Source organism: Streptomyces sp. NPDC005402 (assembly GCF_040606575.1).
In the GTDB taxonomy this organism is placed as follows: domain Bacteria; phylum Actinomycetota; class Actinomycetes; order Streptomycetales; family Streptomycetaceae; genus Streptomyces.
In genome coordinates this window covers 1-16655 of record NZ_JBEXFB010000039.1, presented here as the reverse complement: position 1 = coordinate 16655, position 16655 = coordinate 1, and the positions used below count along the sequence as shown (strand labels likewise).

Genomic DNA, 16655 nt, shown 5'->3' with positions numbered 1-16655 from the left:
GTCCTAGAGGAAGTACAGGCGGTTGAGGGAGACGGACTCGGCCGGCTCGGAGTGCAGCGGTTCTCCGTCCAGGGTCACCAGGCCGGTGCGCCGGTCCACGTCCACCGCTCCGGTACGGGAGTTGAGGCGCAGGTCGGCCGGTCCGATGCCGCGGGTGCCGCGTACGGCGACTCTTCTCCTGCGGCTCGGCAGCCGGTCGTTGCCCTGGTCGAGGGCTGCCTGGGCGACGAAGGCCACGGAGATCTCGGCCGGGGTGGCGCCGTGCGCCCCGAACTGCGGTCCCAGGACGAGGGGTTCGCAGGTGTCGGTGGCCGCGCCAGGGTCGCCGACCACGCCGTAGGCCGGGAAGCCGGACTTCAGGACGAGTTGCGGCTTGGCGCCGAAGTACTCCGGTCGCCACAGCACGAGGTCGGCCAGCTTGCCGACCTCGATGGAACCGACCTCGTGCGAAAGGCCGTGTGCGATGGCCGGGTTGATGGTCAGCTTGGCGATGTAGCGCAGCACGCGCTCGTTGTCGTGCTCCTCGGGCGCTCCGAACTCGGCCTTCATCTTCCCGGCCATCGCGAAGGTACGGCGGACCGTCTCACCGGCACGCCCCATGCCCTGCGCGTCGGACGAGGTGATGCCGATCGCGCCGAGGTCGTGCAGCACGTCCTCGGCGCCCATGGTCCCGGCGCGGATGCGGTCACGGGCCATGGCGGCGTCGCCGGGCAGGTCGGTCTTGAGGTCGTGGACGGAGACGATCATGCCGTAGTGCTCGGCGACGGCGTCCCGGCCGAAGGGCAGGGTGGGGTTGGTGGAGGAGCCGATCACGTTCGCGACTCCGGCCATCTTCAGCACGTTCGGGACGTGTCCGCCGCCGCAGCCCTCGATGTGGAAGGCGTGGATGGTGCGGCCGTCCAGCACGTTCAGGGTGTCCTCGACGGACAGGCACTCGTTCAACCCGTCGCTGTGCAGGGCGACTTGGACGTCGTGTTCCTCGGCCACCCGGAGCGCGGTGTCCAACGCGCGAGTGTGGGCGCCCATGTCCTCGTGCACCTTGAAGCCGCTCGCCCCGCCTTCGGCCAGCGCCTCGATCAGGGGGGCCTGCGCGGAGGACGAACCCCGGCCCAGGAAACCGATGTTGACCGGCCAGGCGTCGAAGGCACCGAACGCGTGCCGGAGCGCCCAGGGAGAGTTGACCCCGACGCCCCACACGGGCCCGAACTCCTGCCCGATGATCGTGGTCACCCCGGACGCCAGCGAGGCCTCCATGATCCGCGGCGACAGCAGATGGACGTGGGTGTCGACGGCCCCCGCGGTGGCGATGAGCCCCTCGCCGGACACGATGGAGGTACCCGTGCCGACGACGACGTCCACCCCGTCGAGGGTGTCGGGGTTCCCGGCCCGCCCGATCGAGCAGATCCGCCCTTCCCGGATACCGATCGAGACCTTCCGGATTCCCAGCACGGCGTCGATCACGACCACATTGCTGACGACGACGTCACAGGTCTCCCGTACCGCGGCGGCCTTGAGGTGCAGCCCGTCCCGTGCGGTCTTGCCGAAACCCGCGAGGAACTCGTCGCCGTAGCGCTGCGAGTCCTCCTCGACCCGGATCACCAGCCCCGAGTCACCGAGGCGCACACGATCCCCGGCACGGGGGCCGTGGGTGGCGGCGTACTCGTGGGGACTGAGCCGACGAGCCTCGACCGGTGGACCCGCGGGGCGGCTCATCGGACACCTTCCTCGTCGTCCAGCACACCCAGATACCCACAGGCCGCGGCACGGCGCAGTGCCTCCTCGCGGGCGCCGGGCGCGTCCAGTGGTCCGTCGACCAGGCCGGCGAAGCCGACGGCCACGCGGGCGCCGCCGATCGGGACCAGGCCGACCTCACCCGACTCCCCTGGCCCGAACCGCACCGACGAGCCGGCGGGCACCGCGAGCCGCATGCCATAGGCCTCGGCCCGCGGGAAGTCCAGGCGCGGGTTGGCCTCGAAGAAGTGGAAGTGGGAGGTGACGGAGACGGGCACCGACGCGGTGTTGGTGACCGTCAGCCGGACGACCGCCTCGGGCTCGGCGTGTTCGGGCCCCGGCAGCAGCGCGCCGGGCGCCCGTTCACCGAGCCCCCCGCCGATCGGATCACTGACGACCGCGAGCCGCGAACCGTCCTCGAAGACCGCCTCGACATGGACCTCGGTGACGACGTCCGCGACGCCGGGCAGGACGTCGTCGGGCCCGAGCACCGACCGGGCGCGCTCGACGGCCTCGGCCAGCCGAGCCCCGTCCCGGGCGGCCTCGCACACCGTGTCAGCGACGATCGCGGTCGCCTCCGGGACGTTCAGCCTCAGACCACGGGCTCTGCGCGCCCGGGCCAGCTCGGCGGCCCCGAAGAGCAGCAACCGGTCGCGTTCGGTGGGGGTCAGCCGCATGTCGTTCCTCCTTTAGAGCAGCACTCTAAATGAGGGGGGTCGGCAAGCAATAGGCCAGAACTAGTCGGCTGGATCACATCGAGCGGCACTCAAACAAAAGACGGGCCCGCCCGGACGACGTCCGAGCGGGCCCGTGACACGAGCGGGGACTCAGCCCAGCTTGTGCATCCAGCCGTGCTTGTCCTCCCTGACACCGCGCTGGATGCCGAGCAGGGCCTCGCGCAGCTTCAGCGTGACCTCGCCGGGCGTGCCGTCGCCGTGGGTCCAGGCGTCCGTCTTGGTCTTGACGTGGCCGATCGGCGTGACGACCGCGGCGGTGCCGCAGGCGAAGACCTCGGTCAGGGCGCCGGAGGCCGCGTCGGCACGCCACTGCTCCAGGGTGACCACACCCTCCTCGGCGGTGTACCCGAGGTCGCGGGCGACCTGGAGGAGGGAGTCGCGGGTGATGCCCTCGAGGATGGAGCCCGTGAGCGACGGCGTGACGATCCGGTCGCCGTAGACGAAGGCGATGTTCATGGAGCCGGACTCCTCGACCTTGGTGCGGGTCACCGCGTCGAGGTAGACGACCTGGTCGCAGCCGTTGGCGGCGGCCTCGGCCTGCGGGAGGAGGGAGGCCGCGTAGTTGCCGCCGGTCTTGGCGTCACCGGTGCCGCCGGGGACGGCGCGGACGTGGTCCTCGGAGACCCAGATGGTGACCGGCTTGACGCCCCCGGCGAAGTAGGCGCCGGACGGGGAGGCGATCAGCATGAAGAGGTACTCGTTGGCCGGGTGGACGCCGAGCGCGGCCTCCGTGGCGAACATGAACGGGCGCAGGTAGAGGGACTCCTCACCGCCGTGCGGCGGGACCCAGTCGGCGTCCTGGCCGATCAGCGCGTCGAGGGCCCCGAGGAAGAGCTCCTCGGGCAGCTCGGCCATCGCCATCCGGCGGGCGGAGTTGCGGAAGCGGCGCGCGTTGGCCTCGGGGCGGAACACGGCGACCGAGCCGTCGGCCTGGCGGTAGGCCTTGAGGCCCTCGAAGATCTCCTGGCCGTAGTGCAGCACGTGGGTGGAGGGGTCGAGGGAGATCGGCCCGTACGGGACGAGCTGCGCGTCGTGCCAGCCCCGCCCCTCGGTCCACTTGATCGTCACCATGTGGTCGGTGAAGTGGCGGCCGAACCCGGGGTTGGCCAGGATCGCCTCGCGCTCGGTGGCGGAGAGCGGGCTGGCGGAGGGCTTGAGCTCGATCGTGGGCGTCGTCATGAGTGGTTGTCCTTCACCGGTTGTGTAGTGACGGGCCGCGCTCACGCCCCTTTACTGTCAGTGACCAGTGCTAGGACGTCCGAGCATTCCCTCATTCCGCGGCTCCGCGTTCGATTATCGCAAGCGGGGAGCCGGGGAAGAAACGGCGTGAAATGCGACCCAGGGGATGATGGTGTCACCCGGCGGGGGACATGCGAAAGCCGCCGGGTACGAGTGACCCGGCGGCTTCGAATGCTTTTCGAGTGGCGCGCCCGGTCAGCCGGCTACTCGTACGGCCAGCGCGTCGCCGATCTCCGACGTGGAGCGGGCGGGCTTGCCGGTGCGCTCGGCGAGGTCGGCGGAGACCGCCTCCTCGATACGGGCGGCCTCGGCCTCGTAGCCGAGGTGGCGCAGGAGCAGGGCGACGGACAGGACCGTGGCGGTCGGGTCGGCCTTGCCCTGGCCCGCGATGTCCGGGGCCGAGCCGTGGACGGGCTCGAACATGGACGGGAAGTCGCCGCTTGGGTTGATGTTCCCGGAGGCCGCGACGCCGATGCCGCCGGAGACGGCCGCGGCGAGGTCGGTGATGATGTCGCCGAAGAGGTTGTCGGTGACGATCACGTCGAACCGGGCCGGGTCGGTGACCAGGTAGATCGTGGCCGCGTCGACGTGGATGTAGTCGGTGGTGACCTCGGGGAACTCCGCGGCCACCTTGTTGAAGATGTTCGTCCACAGGTGTCCGGCGAAGGTCAGCACGTTGTTCTTGTGGACCAGCGTGAGCTTCTTGCGGGGGCGGGCCTGGGCGCGGGCGAACGCGTCGCGGACCACGCGCTCGACACCGAAGGCCGTGTTCACCGAGACCTCGGTGGCGACCTCGTGCTCGGTGCCCTTGCGGATGGTGCCGCCGTTGCCGGTGTAGGGGCCCTCGGTGCCCTCGCGGACGACGACGAAGTCGATGGCCGGCTCGCCCTTGAGGGGTGTGTCGACACCCGGGAGCAGCTTCGACGGACGCAGGTTCACGTGGTGGTCGAAGGCGAAGCGGAGCTTGAGCAGGAAGCCGCGCTCCAGCACGCCGGAGGGGACCGACGGGTCACCGATGGCGCCGAGCAGGATCGCGTCGTGCTTCTTCAGCGCGTCGAGGTCGGCGTCGGTGAGGGTCTCACCGGTGGCGTGGTAGCGCTGGGCACCGAAGTCGAAGTCCTTGGTCTCCAGCTTCACATCCTGCGGAAGGACGGCGGAGAGGACCTTCAGACCTTCGGCCACGACCTCCTGGCCGATGCCGTCACCGGGAATCACTGCGAGATTGATGCTGCGAGACATGCGGGAACCCTACTCCTCGTCCCATGGGATGACATCGTCTGTCCGCGATACGGACACCGGGCGGGACCTCGCGTCAGCCCTTCGGCTCCCGTTCACCCGAAGGTACGGTGGCCGTCGGGGTCCGCTGGGAAGTTCACCACCATGGACCTCCCCGACGTCGGCATTCCGCCTCGGCTCGCGCGCCGGATGAGCATGGCCGAGCAGCACGAGTACCTGCGGACGAAGCTGTCCCGGCGCCGCACACTGGTGACCGCGGGCGCGGTGGCCGGCGGCCTGCTGACCGGCTGCTCCCCCGACGGATCGTCCAGGGCGACCAGCACCGCCGCCCCCTCCACAGCGGCCAGGGTGCACGGTTCCGCCGTCTCCCCCTTCGGCCGCCACCTCGCCTTCGGCGCCGACCCGAGGACCGGGATGCGGATCTCGTGGCAGGTCCCGCTCGCGGTGCGGAGGCCGTACGTCCGGGTCGGCCTGCGGCCCGACGACCTGAGCCGCAGGATCGGGGCCGAGCTCCGCGACCTGCACACCCCGGGGCAGACCGGCGTACGCCTCGCCCTCGACCAGTACTACCTGCACGCGGCCCTGGACGGACTGCGCCCCGGCACGACCTACTACTACGGCGTCGGCCACGACGGCTTCGACCCGGCGGACGCGAGCCACCGCTCGACGATCAGCAGTTTCCGGACCGCCCCGGCGAGCCCGGAGACGTTCGTGTTCACCGCCTTCGGCGACCAGGGGGTCGGCACCGCCGCGGCCGCCAACGACAACCTCCTGCTGCGCCAGAAGCCCGCCTTCCACCTCCACGCCGGCGACCTCTGCTACGCCGACGGCAACGGCCAGGGGCTGAAGTCGGACGGTTACGACCCGGGCTTCTGGGACCTGTTCCTCAAACAGAACGAGGAGGTCGCGCGGAGCGTGCCCTGGATGGTGACGACCGGCAACCACGACATGGAGGCCTGGTACTCCCCCGACGGCTACGGCGGCCAGCTCGCCCGCTGGTCCCTACCCGAGAGCGGCCCGGACCCGCGCTCGGCGCCGGGCGTCTACTCCTTCACGTACGGCAACGTCGGCGTCGTGGCACTGGACGCGAACGACGTGTCGTACGAGATCCCCGCCAACCTCGGTTACACGCACGGGAAGCAGACGGCGTGGCTGGACAAGAGGCTGGCTGAGCTGCGGGCGGACAAGGGGATCGATTTCGTCGTCGTCTGCTTCCACCACTGCGCGTACTCGACGTCCTCGCACGCCTCCGACGGCGGGGTGCGCGCCGAGTGGCTGCCGCTGTTCGAGAAGCACCAGGTGGACCTGGTGATCAACGGGCACAACCACGTGTACGAGCGCACGGACGCGATCCGCGGCGGCGAGGTCGGCCGGTCGCTGCCGATCGGCGGCGCCACCGACCCGACGCGGGACGGGATCGTGTACGTCACGGCCGGCGGGGGCGGCCGGGACCTGTACGGCTTCCCCGCGGGTGTGAAGGAGAGCTACGAGGGGCGCGTGCACGACCACGAGTCCGTCGAGACCTTCCAGTGGACGAGGTCGAAGCAGCCCCGGAAGGAGACGGTGGAGTGGTCGCGGGTGCGCTACCGCGGGTTCTCGCTGCTCTCGGTGGAGGCGCAGAGCGGGGCACGGCCGCGGCTGACGGTGTCGGCGCTCGCGCAGAGCGGGGAGCGCATCGACCATTTCGAGGTGCGGCGCGGGTCTTGACGGGCCCGCGCCGCACCTCGTACGGGTGCGGCTCCCGGCTGTGGGGACCGGTCAGTGACCGGTCGAGCCGCCGTTGTCACGGCGGTCGAGGGCGCGCTGCAGGGCTGCGGCGGCGTTCTTGCGGTCGGACTCGCTCGTACGGGAGGTGTGACGGACTCGACGGCGGGCGGTCGTCTCGGCCATGAGAAATCGACTCCTTCGCATTCCAGGGAAGTCCAGGAAAGGGGACAACGAGACGCCGGAAGGGGCGGGGAGCGACGGGCCGCAGGGGTTGCCTGCGCGGGGCCCGGCTCACGACCGCCATTCGCTTGATCGAGCGAGACGTTCGGCTTCTACAAAGCTAAGGGAGGACGGCCTGTCTGTCTCCACAATTACTCGGACTTCCTACTATCTGAGACGGTGGAGTGGATCACATGGGTCTGACCTGCGCTTTCGTCGATGCCGGGGAGGCGCCCCCCCAGTGCCGACCTGCTCCGACTGGTCGCTGTTCGATCTGGTGCACCATCTGGGCCGGGTGCACCGGCGCTGGGCCGCCAGCGTCGCCGCAGGACCCGCCGACGGCCCGTCCTGGACCGCTCCGAAGGACACCCCGGCCCGGACCGCGGCTGCTGGACGTGGTGGGGGCGTCGCAGTCATCGCAGTCCTCGGGTGCCGTGGCGATCGCGGTGGACTCCCTGAAGCTCCACGGGGACCGACGTGTCTTGACCCTGCTCCAGGACTGGGAGCCGGAGGACCAGGACGTGACGACACGCACGGAGGGGCCGGGCAACAGCCCGGCCCCTCCTGGTGACTGACGGGGCGTCAGCCCATGTGCGGGTACGGGTAGTCGGTCGGCGGGACCAGCGTCTCCTTGATGGCGCGGGTCAGGGTCCAGCGCTGGAGGTTCTGCGGGGCACCGGCCTTGTCGTTGGTGCCGGAGGCGCGGCCGCCGCCGAAGGGCTGCTGGCCGACGACGGCGCCGGTCGACTTGTCGTTGATGTAGAAGTTGCCGGCCGCGTAGCGCAGCTTCTCCATCGTGTACGCCGCCGCCGCGCGGTCTCCCGCGATGACCGAGCCGGTCAGCGCGTAGTCGGACGCCGACTCCATCTGGGTCAGCATCTCCTCGTACCGGTCGTCCTCGTAGACGTACACCGCGAGGAACGGGCCGAAGTACTCGGTCGTGAAGACCTCGTTCTCCGGGTCCGTGCACTCGACGACGGTCGGGCGGACGAACCAGCCGACCGAGTCGTCGTAGGAACCGCCCGCGACGATCGTGCAGGTGGGGTCCGACTGGGCGCGGTCGATCGCCGCCTTGCTCTTGGCGAAGGCACGCTCGTCGATGACCGCGCCGATGAAGTTCGAGAGGTCGGTGACGTCACCCATGGCGATGCCGTCGACCTCGGCCGCGAACTCCTCCCGGAAGCCGCTGTTCCAGATCGACGCCGGGATGTAGGCCCGGGAGGTCGCCGAGCACTTCTGGCCCTGGTACTCGAACGCACCGCGGGTGAGGGCCGTCTTGAGGATCGCGCGGTCGGCCGAGGGGTGGGCGACGACGAAGTCCTTGCCGCCGGTCTCGCCGACCAGGCGCGGGTAGGTGCGGTACTTCTCGATGTTGGCGCCGACCGTCTTCCACAGGTGCTGGAAGGTCTTCGTCGAACCGGTGAAGTGGATGCCCGCGAGGTCCTGGTGCTCCAGGGCCACCTTGGAGACCTCGATGCCGTCGCCGGTGACGAGGTTGATGACGCCCTTGGGCAGTCCCGCCTCCTCCAGCAGCTGCATCAGCAGGACGGCGGCGTGGGTCTGCGTCGGGGACGGCTTCCACACGACCACATTGCCCATGAGCGCGGGCGCGGTCGGCAGGTTGCCCGCGATCGCCGTGAAGTTGAACGGCGTGATCGCGTAGACGAAGCCCTCCAGCGGGCGGTGGTCGAGGCGGTTCCAGACGCCGGGGGCGTTGGCCGGGGGCTGCTCAGCGAGCAGGTCACGGGCGTACTTGACGTTGAAGCGCCAGAAGTCGACCAGCTCGCAGGGCGTGTCGATCTCGGCCTGCTGGGCGGTCTTGGACTGGCCGAGCATGGTGGACGCGGCCAGCGTCTCGCGCCAAGGGCCGGAGAGCAGTTCGGCGGCGCGCAGGATGATCGCGGCACGGTCGTCGAAGGACATCGCGCGCCAGGCGGGGGCGGCGGCGAGGGCCGCGTCGATGGCGTCCCGGGCGTCCTGCTGGGTGGCGTTGCGGAGGGTGCCGAGGACGGCCTTGTGGTTGTGCGGCTGCACGACCTGGAAGGCCTCGCCGCCGCCCAGCCGCTTCTCACCACCGATGGTCATCGGCAGGTCGACCGGGTTCTCGGCCAGCTCCTTGAGCTTCACCTCCAGCCGGGCCCGCTCGGGCGAACCGGGGGCGTAGCCGCGCACCGGCTCGTTGACGGGGGTGGGGACCTGGGTCACAGCGTCCATGGGTTCCGTAACTCCTTGAACTTGAGCGGGTGTTGGGCTCAGCCCTTGCTGATCATGCTGCGGACGAAGAAACGCAGGTTCGCCGGCTTCTCCGCGAGTCGGCGCATGAAGTAGCCGTACCAGTCGGTGCCGTAGGCCGTGTAGACGCGCATGCGGTGCCCTTCGGCGGCGAGCCGCAGATGCTCGTCGCCCCTGATCCCGTACAGCATCTGGAACTCGTACTCGTCGGGCTTGCGGCCCGCCTGCCGGGCGAGTTCCTGGGCGATGGAGATCAGGCGCGGGTCGTGGGAACCGACCATCGGGTAGCCCTCGCCCTCCATGAGGATGCGCAGGACCCGGACGTACGCCTTGTCGATCTCGTGCTTCTGCTGGTGGGCGACCTCGGCGGGCTCCTTGTAGGCGCCCTTCACGAGCCGCACCCGGCTGCCCGCCGCGGCGAGCCTGCGGGCGTCGGCCTCGGTGCGGAAGAGGTAGGCCTGGATCACACAGCCGGTCTGCGGGAAGTCCTTCCGCAGTTCCTCGTGGATGGCGAACATCGAGTCGAGGGTGGTGTGGTCCTCGGCGTCGAGCGTGACGGTCGTACCGATGGCGGCGGCGGCCTCGACGACGGGCCGGACGTTGGCGAGCGCGAGCTCGTGACCCCCGGGAAGCGCCTGGCCGAACATCGACAGCTTCACGGACATCTCGGCCCTGGTACCCAGCTCAAGGGTTTTCAGCCGGTCGACGAGCGCGAGGTAGGCGTCCCGGGCGGCCTCGGCCTGCTCGGGCGTGGCGATGTCCTCGCCGACCACGTCCATGGTCAGCTCCAGACCCTTCGAAGTGAGCTCCTGGACGATCGGGACGATCTCGTCGACCGTCTCGCCGGGGATGAAGCGGTCGACGACCTGCTTGGTCACCGGGGCCGCCGAGATCAGGCGTCGCATCCGGTCGCTTCGCGACGCGGCAAGAATCACGGGACCCAGCACGGGGCACCTCCACAAACCAGCAGATAGAACCACCGTGAAACCTAAGGATCCCTCCGATCCTCGACCATCGACAGCTGTCACGCATCCGTGCCGCAGATCTCAGACAGATGTATGAAGAGGCGGCGGAATTGCGCGAGAATGCCCGGGTGACGTCCGAATCCGCAGCCTTCAACCGCGCAGGTGACTACCAGGAGCTGGTCGACGAGATCTCGGAACTCCTGGGCGTCCCGGCGACCCTGGAGAACCGCGACTTCGAGCTGATCGCCTTCGGGGCGTACGACAGTGAGGGCGACCTCGATCCGTCGGCGCTGGACCCCGTCCGCACCCGCTCGATCCTGACCCGGCGCTCCACGGCCGCGGTCCGGACGTGGTTCGAGGGCTTCGGCATCACGCGGGCTTCGGGTCCGGTGCGGATTCCGCCGACCCCGGAGGCAGGGGTGTACCGGGGACGTATCTGTCTCCCCGTACGTCATCGGGGGGTCGTCCTCGGTTACGTCTGGCTCCTGGACTCGGACCCGGGCCCGACCGACCGGCAACTGGACGCGGCGATGCGGGTGACGACCCGGATCGGCGCGCTGCTCGCGGACGAGGCACAGCACGGGGCCGACCTGAGCCGGGAGCTGCGGGCGGTGCTGACCGCCGAGCGCGGCTGGCAGGCCGACATGGCGGTGGCCGCCCTGCGCACGGCGCTGGGCTCCCGCGGTGACGGCCCGTACGCCGTGGTGTGCGTCGCCCCGTGGCCGTCCGCCGACCCGGACGACGCCCCGTCGGCCCGCACCATCCCGCACGCGACGGCCCTGTGCACGGTGCCGTGGGGCACCTCGGCCCAGTCGCTGGCGGTCCTGGTACGCCTACGGGCGACGGACACACTGACCCCGGCCGGCTCGACGGCGGCCCGGTTGCTGGAGCGGGCGCGGGGTGTGGAGGGGGGCGGGGGCGCCTACGGCGAGGCAGGGGGCGGGGCCGGTCGCGGCGGAGGCGCCCAGGGAGAAGCAGGCGGCGGAGGCGGTCGCGGCAGCGGCGAGACGAGCGCGGGCAGGTCGACTGGGACCGACGGGCCTCGGGCAGCCGAGAACAAGGGCAGCGCACCGGACGACGGCAGGGCCGGCAAGAGCAACGACAGCGGACCGGGCAGCGCTCGGAGCGGCGGCAACCTGCCGGGGAGCGGCAGCAGGACCGGGCCGGCCGAGGGAGCCCGGGGCGAGGCACGCGGCACGGCAGCCTCCGACGCGGCACGCGGGATGGCGGCGCCGGGCCCGGCAACCCCCCGAGGCACCGTGGCCGCCGGTGTCGCCGCCGCCCGGGTGGGCCTCGCCGAGCTCGCCCCCGCCTGGCAGGAGGCGTCCGCCGCGGCGCGGGCCGCGCTCGCGGAACCCAGGTTCGGGCCGGTGGCGGAGTGGTCCCGCATCGGCCCGTACCGCCTGCTGACCGCGCTGCCCCCGGAGACGGCCCACGACCCCGCCGTACGCCCCCTCCTCTCCCCCGCCCACCGCGAACTCGCCCGCACCGCCGAGGCCTACCTCGACTGCGCGGGCCAGGCCGGCCGCACCGCCGCGGAACTGGGCATCCACCGCCAGACCCTCTACTACCGCCTCTCCCGCGTCGAACAGCTCACCGGCCTGGACCTGGACGACGGCGAGGATCGGCTGTTGCTGCACATGGCGCTCAAGGGGGCGCGACTGTAGGCCCTCAGCGAGCCATGCAGCATCCGTACGCGTCACCTCGTCATCTCGTCGCCTCGCCACCGAACGAGCGAGAATCGTCCGGATGCGCCTGCTGATGATCGACCTCGACAACACCCTCGTCGACCGGGACGCCGCCTTCCGCGCGGCCGCGACCGACTTTCTCGCCGAACACCGGCTGCCCGCAGGGGACTTGGACTGGCTGCTGACCGTCGACGCGAGTGGTCACAAACCACGGCGGGAGGTCGCGACCGCGCTGTCCGAACGGTACGACGGCATCGACGCCCAGGACTTCCTCGACCACGGCGCGGCCGACCGGGTCACCTTGTCCGACCCGGTCCGCGAGGCGCTCCTCGCGGCCCTCGACGGCGGCTGGTCCTGTGTGATCGTGACCAACGGGCGGACCGTCCAGCAGGAGACGAAGATCCGCAACACCGGTCTCGACCGGCTCGTGAACGGCTGGGTGATCTCCGAGGCGGTCGGCCACCGGAAGCCGGAACCGGAGATCTTCCACGCGGCGGCCGCCGTCGTCGACGCCCCGCTCGACGGCTCCTGGATGATCGGCGACTCGGCCCCCGCCGACATCCGCGGCGCGCAGGGGGTCGGCGCGTGCAGCGTGTGGGTCTCGGCCGGCCGACCGTGGACGGAACAGGACTACCGGCCCACCCTCACGACCCCCGACACCGCGTCCGCCATCCGCAGGGCGACCAGCGCCTGAGCCCGCTGCCCACGCCCACCCCCACCTCATCGCGCAGGCGGCCAGGGACGTGGGCAGAGCGGGTCACCCGCGCGTGGCCGCCTCGATGACCTGGCGCAGGCCCTCGGTGAGGGTGTCCGCGTCGGGCGCGCTCTTCGGGTCGAAGCCCCACTGGCCGATGAGTCCGGTCATCAGCGCCAGATAGAACCGGCCGAGGGTGTCGGCGGTCTCGTCCGTCACCTCCTCCTCCGGCACGCCCATGAGGATGGAGACCAGGCCACGCCCGCCCTCACGCTGGGCACGGACCAACTGCTCGCGCACCTCGGGCAGTTGGTCACCCATCCCCATGACCTCCAGGCTGAGCCGCCATATCGAGCCGGGCTCCCGCATGGTGTCGACGATGTTGGCCCACACCTCCCGGAACCGCTCCAGCGAGCCGGGCGCACCGGTGAATCCGTCACCCCCCTCGAAGGGCACGTCCTCCACCAACGCGATGTACGCCTGGCCCAGAAGCGCGTCCTTCGACCCGTAGTGATAGCCGATGGAGGCCAGGTTCGTCCCGGACTCCTTGACGATGTCCCGCGCGGTCGTCCGCAGGAACCCCTTCTCCAGCAGGCAGCGCTTGGCGCCTTCGAGCAGATCCTCGCGATGTCCCATGGCCTCAGCCTATCTAGACAAGCGATTTATACAAGCGTCATAGACAACCGTTTAATACGCTCGTATAGTCACCGGCATGACGAACCCGACTCCCGCCCATGCCCTGGCCGGCCGCCGCGAATGGACCGCACTCGGCGTCCTGATGCTTCCGCTGCTCCTGGTCTCGATGGACGTCTCCGTCCTCTACTTCGCGATCCCGGCGATCAGCGCGGATCTTGAACCGAGCGGCACCCAGCAGCTGTGGATCTTCGACATCTACGCCTTCGTCCTGGCCGGCCTGCTCATGACGATGGGCTCGCTGGGCGACCGCATCGGCCGCCGCCGGCTGCTGCTGCTCGGCGCGGTCGCGTTCAGCGCGGCCTCCCTGGTGGCGGCGTACGCGAACAGCGCCGAGATGCTGATCGCGGCCCGCGCGGTGCTCGGCATCGGCGGCGCGACCCTGATGCCGTCGACGATGGCGCTGATCCGCACGATGTTCACCGACTCCGGCCAGCGCGCGAAGGCGATCGGCATCTGGTCCGGCGTGATGACGGCCGGCATCGCCCTCGGCTCGGTGCTGAGCGGCGTCCTGGTCGAGTACTTCTGGTGGGGCTCGGTCTTCCTGGTCAACCTGCCCGCGATGGTGCTGCTGCTGGTCCTCGGCCCGATCCTGCTGCCCGAGTCCAAGGCCTCCTCGCCCGGTCGCTTCGACTGGCTGAGCGTCCCCCTGTCGATGGCCGCGGTACTGCCCGTCGTCTACGGCCTCAAGGAGATCCCGTCCGAGGGCTGGAACGTCCGGTACGTCGTCTCGATCACCGTCGGTCTGCTCTTCGCGGCCCTCTTCGTACACCGTCAGCGCACGACCGCGAACCCGATGATCTCCCCGGCCCTGTTCCGCGGCCGCGGCTTCGGGCCCTCCGTCGCCCTGAACCTCATCTCGTCGTTCGCGCTGATGGGCTCGGCCTACTTCACCACGCAGTACCTCCAGTCCGTGCTCGACAAGAGCGCGCTGGAGGCGGCCCTGTGGGCGCTGCTGCCCTCGGTGCCGATCGGCGCCGCGGCCCCGCTCGCGACCTCCCTGGTCCAGAAGGGCGTCGACCGCGCCCACGTCATCACCGCGGGCTTCGCGATCGGCGCGGTCGGCTACGCGCTGCTGGCCTTCACCGGCACGGACTCGATGTGGCTGGTCCTGACCGGGTGCGGGGTCCTCGCCGTCGGCATCGTCACCGTGATCTCCCAGATCACGGACCTCGCGATGGGCAGCGCCCCGGTGGAGCGGGCCGGGTCGGCGTCCTCCCTCATGGAGACCGGCGCGGAGTTCGGCGGCGCGCTCGGTATGGCGGTCCTCGGCTCCATCGGCACGGCGGTCTACCGCCACGACATGCCGGGTTCGGCGCCGGACGCGGCTCGCGAGACGCTGGGCGGAGCGCTGGCGGTCGCCGACCGGTTCCCGGGCCTCGCGACGGCGGCCCGGGAGGCGTTCACCAGCGGGATGCAGGGCGCGGCGATCACGGGGGCGGTGCTGCTGGTCGGGGCGGCGGCCCTGGCGGCGGTGACGCTGCGAGGAGTCGAGGTGCGCGAGCAGGCGCCCGAGCCGGAACCGGAGAAGTCACTCGCATGACAAAAGGCTGGGCGGGCCGAGAGTTCCCGGTCCGCCCAGCCTTTGTCGTGAAGCGTCAGACCAGGTTCACCGCACGGGCCGACGTCGCCCCGATCTCCTCGGCGACCTCGGTCAGCACCCCGGCCGGAACCGTGTCGTCCACGGTCAGGACCGCCAGCGCCTCGCCACCGGCGATCGCCCGCGAGACCTGCATACCGGCGATGTTGATACCGGCCTCGCCGAAGATCCGGCCGACCGTACCGACGACACCGGGACGGTCCTCGTACTTGAGGACGACCATGTGGTCGGCCAGGGCCAGATCGACGTCGTACTCACCGACGGCGACGATCTTCTGGAGGTGCTTCGGTCCGGCCAGCGTGCCGGAGACCGACACCTCCTCGCCGCTGCCGAGCGTGCCGCGCACGGTGACGACGTTGCGGTGGTCGGCCGACTCGGAGCTGGTCGTCAGCCGCACCTCGACACCGCGCTCCTGCGCGAACAGCGGAGCGTTGACGTACGACACCGTCTCGGCGACGACGTCCTCGAAGACACCCTTGAGGGCGGACAGCTCCAGCACCTTCACATCGTGCTGGGTGATCTCGCCGTACACCTCGACGTCGAGGCGGACCGCGACCTCACCGGCGAGCGCGGTGAAGATCCGGCCGAGGCGCTCGGCGAGCGGGAGGCCCGGCTTGACGTCCTCGGCGATGACACCGCCCTGGACGTTCACCGCGTCGGGCACCAGCTCACCGGCGAGCGCGAGGCGCACCGAGCGGGCGACGGCGATACCGGCCTTCTCCTGCGCCTCGTCGGTGGAGGCACCGAGGTGCGGGGTCGCGACGACCTGGTCGAACTCGAACAGCGGGGAGTCCGTGCAGGGCTCCTTCGCGTACACGTCGAGACCGGCACCCGCGACGCGGCCCTCCTTCAGCGCCGAGTACAGCGCCTCCTCGTCGACGATCCCGCCGCGCGCGGCGTTGACGATCCGCACGCTCGGCTTGACCTTGCGCAGCGCCTCGTCGCCGATGAGACCGACGGTCTCAGGGGTCTTGGGCAGGTGGACGGTGATGAAGTCGGAGACCTCGAGCAGCTCGTCCAGGGACAGCACCTTGACGCCCATCTGGGCGGCGCGGGCGGGCTGGATGTAGGGGTCGTAGGCGACGACCTTCATGCCGAACCCGGACATGCGCTGGGCGACCAGCGCACCGATCCGGCCCAGACCCACGACACCGAGGGTCTTCTCGGCCAGCTCCACGCCCGTGTACTTGCTGCGCTTCCACTCGCCGTTCTTCAGCGCGGCGTTGGCCTGCGGGATGTGGCGGGCGGTGGCGACGAGGAGACCGCAGGCCAGCTCGGCGGCGGTCACGATGTTCGAGGTGGGGGCGTTGACGACCATCACGCCGGCCTTGGTGGCGGCGGACACGTCGACGTTGTCCAGGCCGACGCCGGCTCGTGCGACGACCTTCAGCTTGTGCGCGGCGGCGATGGCCTCGGCGTCCACCTTGGTGGCGGAGCGGATCAGGATCGCGTCGACCTCGGCGATGGCCGGGAGCAGTTCGGCTCGGTCCGCTCCGTTGCAGTGCCGGATCTCGAAGTCGGGGCCAAGCGCGTCCACAGTCGCGGGCGACAGCTCTTCAGCGATGAGTACGACAGGTTTCGAGCTCACGTGAGTCCTCACAAGTCCATTGCGGACGGCCGTCCCGACGGCCGCAGGCGGTGGAGGGGCTAGCCGCGTGGAAGACGCACGACGTTGTGGGCCTGACGCGTATGTTGTGCGCCAGTGTAGTGGCGCGGCGGAGGTCGTCTTGCGCCTCTGCGGAAGGATCACCCTTCCGTGATGCGACGGGTTGGACAACGGGGCCGGAGCTGCCCGCTCCGGCCCCGTGGCCTGAGGCTTACGCCGCTTCGTCGACCCACGACATGAGCTTGCGCAGCTGCTTGCCGGTGGTCTCCAGGAGGTGCTCGGAGTCCTGCTGCTTGTACTCGTTGTAC

At 70.6% G+C, this 16655-nt stretch carries 13 protein-coding genes and 1 pseudogene; 5 read left to right on the top strand and 9 right to left on the bottom strand.

The window, feature by feature from the left end; all coding sequences use genetic code 11:
- Positions 1-3 precede the first annotated feature (3 nt).
- The 4 genes from ABZT02_RS42295 to ABZT02_RS42280 all read right to left on the bottom strand — a co-directional run bounded on the left by ABZT02_RS42295 (position 4) and on the right by ABZT02_RS42280 (position 4946).
- Complete coding sequence (locus ABZT02_RS42295) at positions 4-1713, bottom strand: urease subunit alpha (RefSeq protein WP_356027919.1); 1710 nt, start codon at positions 1711-1713, stop codon at positions 4-6.
- A complete protein-coding gene (gene ureA, locus ABZT02_RS42290) occupies positions 1710-2408 on the bottom strand; it encodes an urease subunit gamma (protein ID WP_356027917.1) in 699 nt (232 codons plus the stop codon). Before ureA ends, ABZT02_RS42295 begins: the two co-directional genes overlap by 4 nt.
- 150 nt (positions 2409-2558) lie before the next feature.
- On the bottom strand, positions 2559-3647 hold the full coding sequence (locus tag ABZT02_RS42285) for a branched-chain amino acid aminotransferase (RefSeq protein WP_356027915.1): 1089 nt from the start codon (positions 3645-3647) through the stop codon (positions 2559-2561).
- A gap of 255 nt (positions 3648-3902) precedes the next feature.
- Positions 3903-4946, bottom strand: a complete 1044-nt coding sequence (locus tag ABZT02_RS42280) for a 3-isopropylmalate dehydrogenase (protein ID WP_356027913.1) — start codon at positions 4944-4946, stop codon at positions 3903-3905.
- Positions 4947-5087: 141 nt separating this feature from the next.
- Between ABZT02_RS42280 and ABZT02_RS42275 the strand changes: the two genes are divergently transcribed.
- Entirely contained in the window at positions 5088-6650 is a 1563-nt protein-coding gene (locus ABZT02_RS42275) for a metallophosphoesterase family protein (protein ID WP_356027911.1), read from the top strand.
- Between the two features lie 51 nt (positions 6651-6701).
- Here ABZT02_RS42275 and ABZT02_RS42270 read toward each other — a convergent pair whose 3' ends face one another.
- Positions 6702-6833, bottom strand: a complete 132-nt coding sequence (locus ABZT02_RS42270) for a hypothetical protein (RefSeq protein ID WP_020121043.1) — start codon at positions 6831-6833, stop codon at positions 6702-6704.
- 277 nt (positions 6834-7110) lie between these two features.
- Here ABZT02_RS42270 and ABZT02_RS42265 point away from each other — a divergent pair.
- Positions 7111-7309: pseudogene (locus ABZT02_RS42265) on the top strand (maleylpyruvate isomerase N-terminal domain-containing protein); the annotation flags it as partial.
- 142 nt (positions 7310-7451) lie between these two features.
- On the opposite strand, the gene pruA reads toward ABZT02_RS42265, so the two are convergent.
- Both pruA and ABZT02_RS42255 read right to left on the bottom strand, forming a co-directional pair.
- Positions 7452-9083, bottom strand: coding sequence for an L-glutamate gamma-semialdehyde dehydrogenase (pruA, locus tag ABZT02_RS42260; RefSeq protein WP_356027909.1), 1632 nt, complete (start codon positions 9081-9083; stop codon positions 7452-7454).
- A gap of 38 nt (positions 9084-9121) precedes the next feature.
- Positions 9122-10048 (bottom strand): proline dehydrogenase family protein, encoded by a 927-nt coding sequence (locus ABZT02_RS42255; protein WP_356027907.1) that lies wholly within the window; start codon positions 10046-10048, stop codon positions 9122-9124.
- A gap of 107 nt (positions 10049-10155) precedes the next feature.
- Between ABZT02_RS42255 and ABZT02_RS42250 the strand changes: the two genes are divergently transcribed.
- Complete coding sequence (locus ABZT02_RS42250; protein WP_356027905.1) at positions 10156-11733, top strand: helix-turn-helix domain-containing protein; 1578 nt, start codon at positions 10156-10158, stop codon at positions 11731-11733.
- An 82-nt stretch (positions 11734-11815) separates the two neighbouring features.
- Positions 11816-12448 (top strand): HAD family hydrolase, encoded by a 633-nt coding sequence (locus ABZT02_RS42245; RefSeq protein ID WP_356027903.1) that lies wholly within the window; start codon positions 11816-11818, stop codon positions 12446-12448.
- A gap of 63 nt (positions 12449-12511) precedes the next feature.
- Here ABZT02_RS42245 and ABZT02_RS42240 read toward each other — a convergent pair whose 3' ends face one another.
- Positions 12512-13084 (bottom strand): TetR/AcrR family transcriptional regulator, encoded by a 573-nt coding sequence (locus ABZT02_RS42240; protein WP_356027901.1) that lies wholly within the window; start codon positions 13082-13084, stop codon positions 12512-12514.
- Positions 13085-13160: 76 nt separating this feature from the next.
- Between ABZT02_RS42240 and ABZT02_RS42235 the strand changes: the two genes are divergently transcribed.
- The gene (locus ABZT02_RS42235) at positions 13161-14684 is read left to right on the top strand and encodes an MFS transporter (protein WP_356027899.1); all 1524 of its coding nucleotides are present in this window, start codon (positions 13161-13163) and stop codon (positions 14682-14684) included.
- A 55-nt stretch (positions 14685-14739) separates the two neighbouring features.
- Here ABZT02_RS42235 and serA read toward each other — a convergent pair whose 3' ends face one another.
- Positions 14740-16329 carry a phosphoglycerate dehydrogenase gene (gene serA / locus ABZT02_RS42230; protein WP_057616389.1) on the bottom strand — a complete coding sequence of 530 codons (1590 nt, stop codon included), beginning with the start codon at positions 16327-16329 and terminating at the stop codon, positions 14740-14742.
- Positions 16330-16655: the final 326 nt, after the last annotated feature.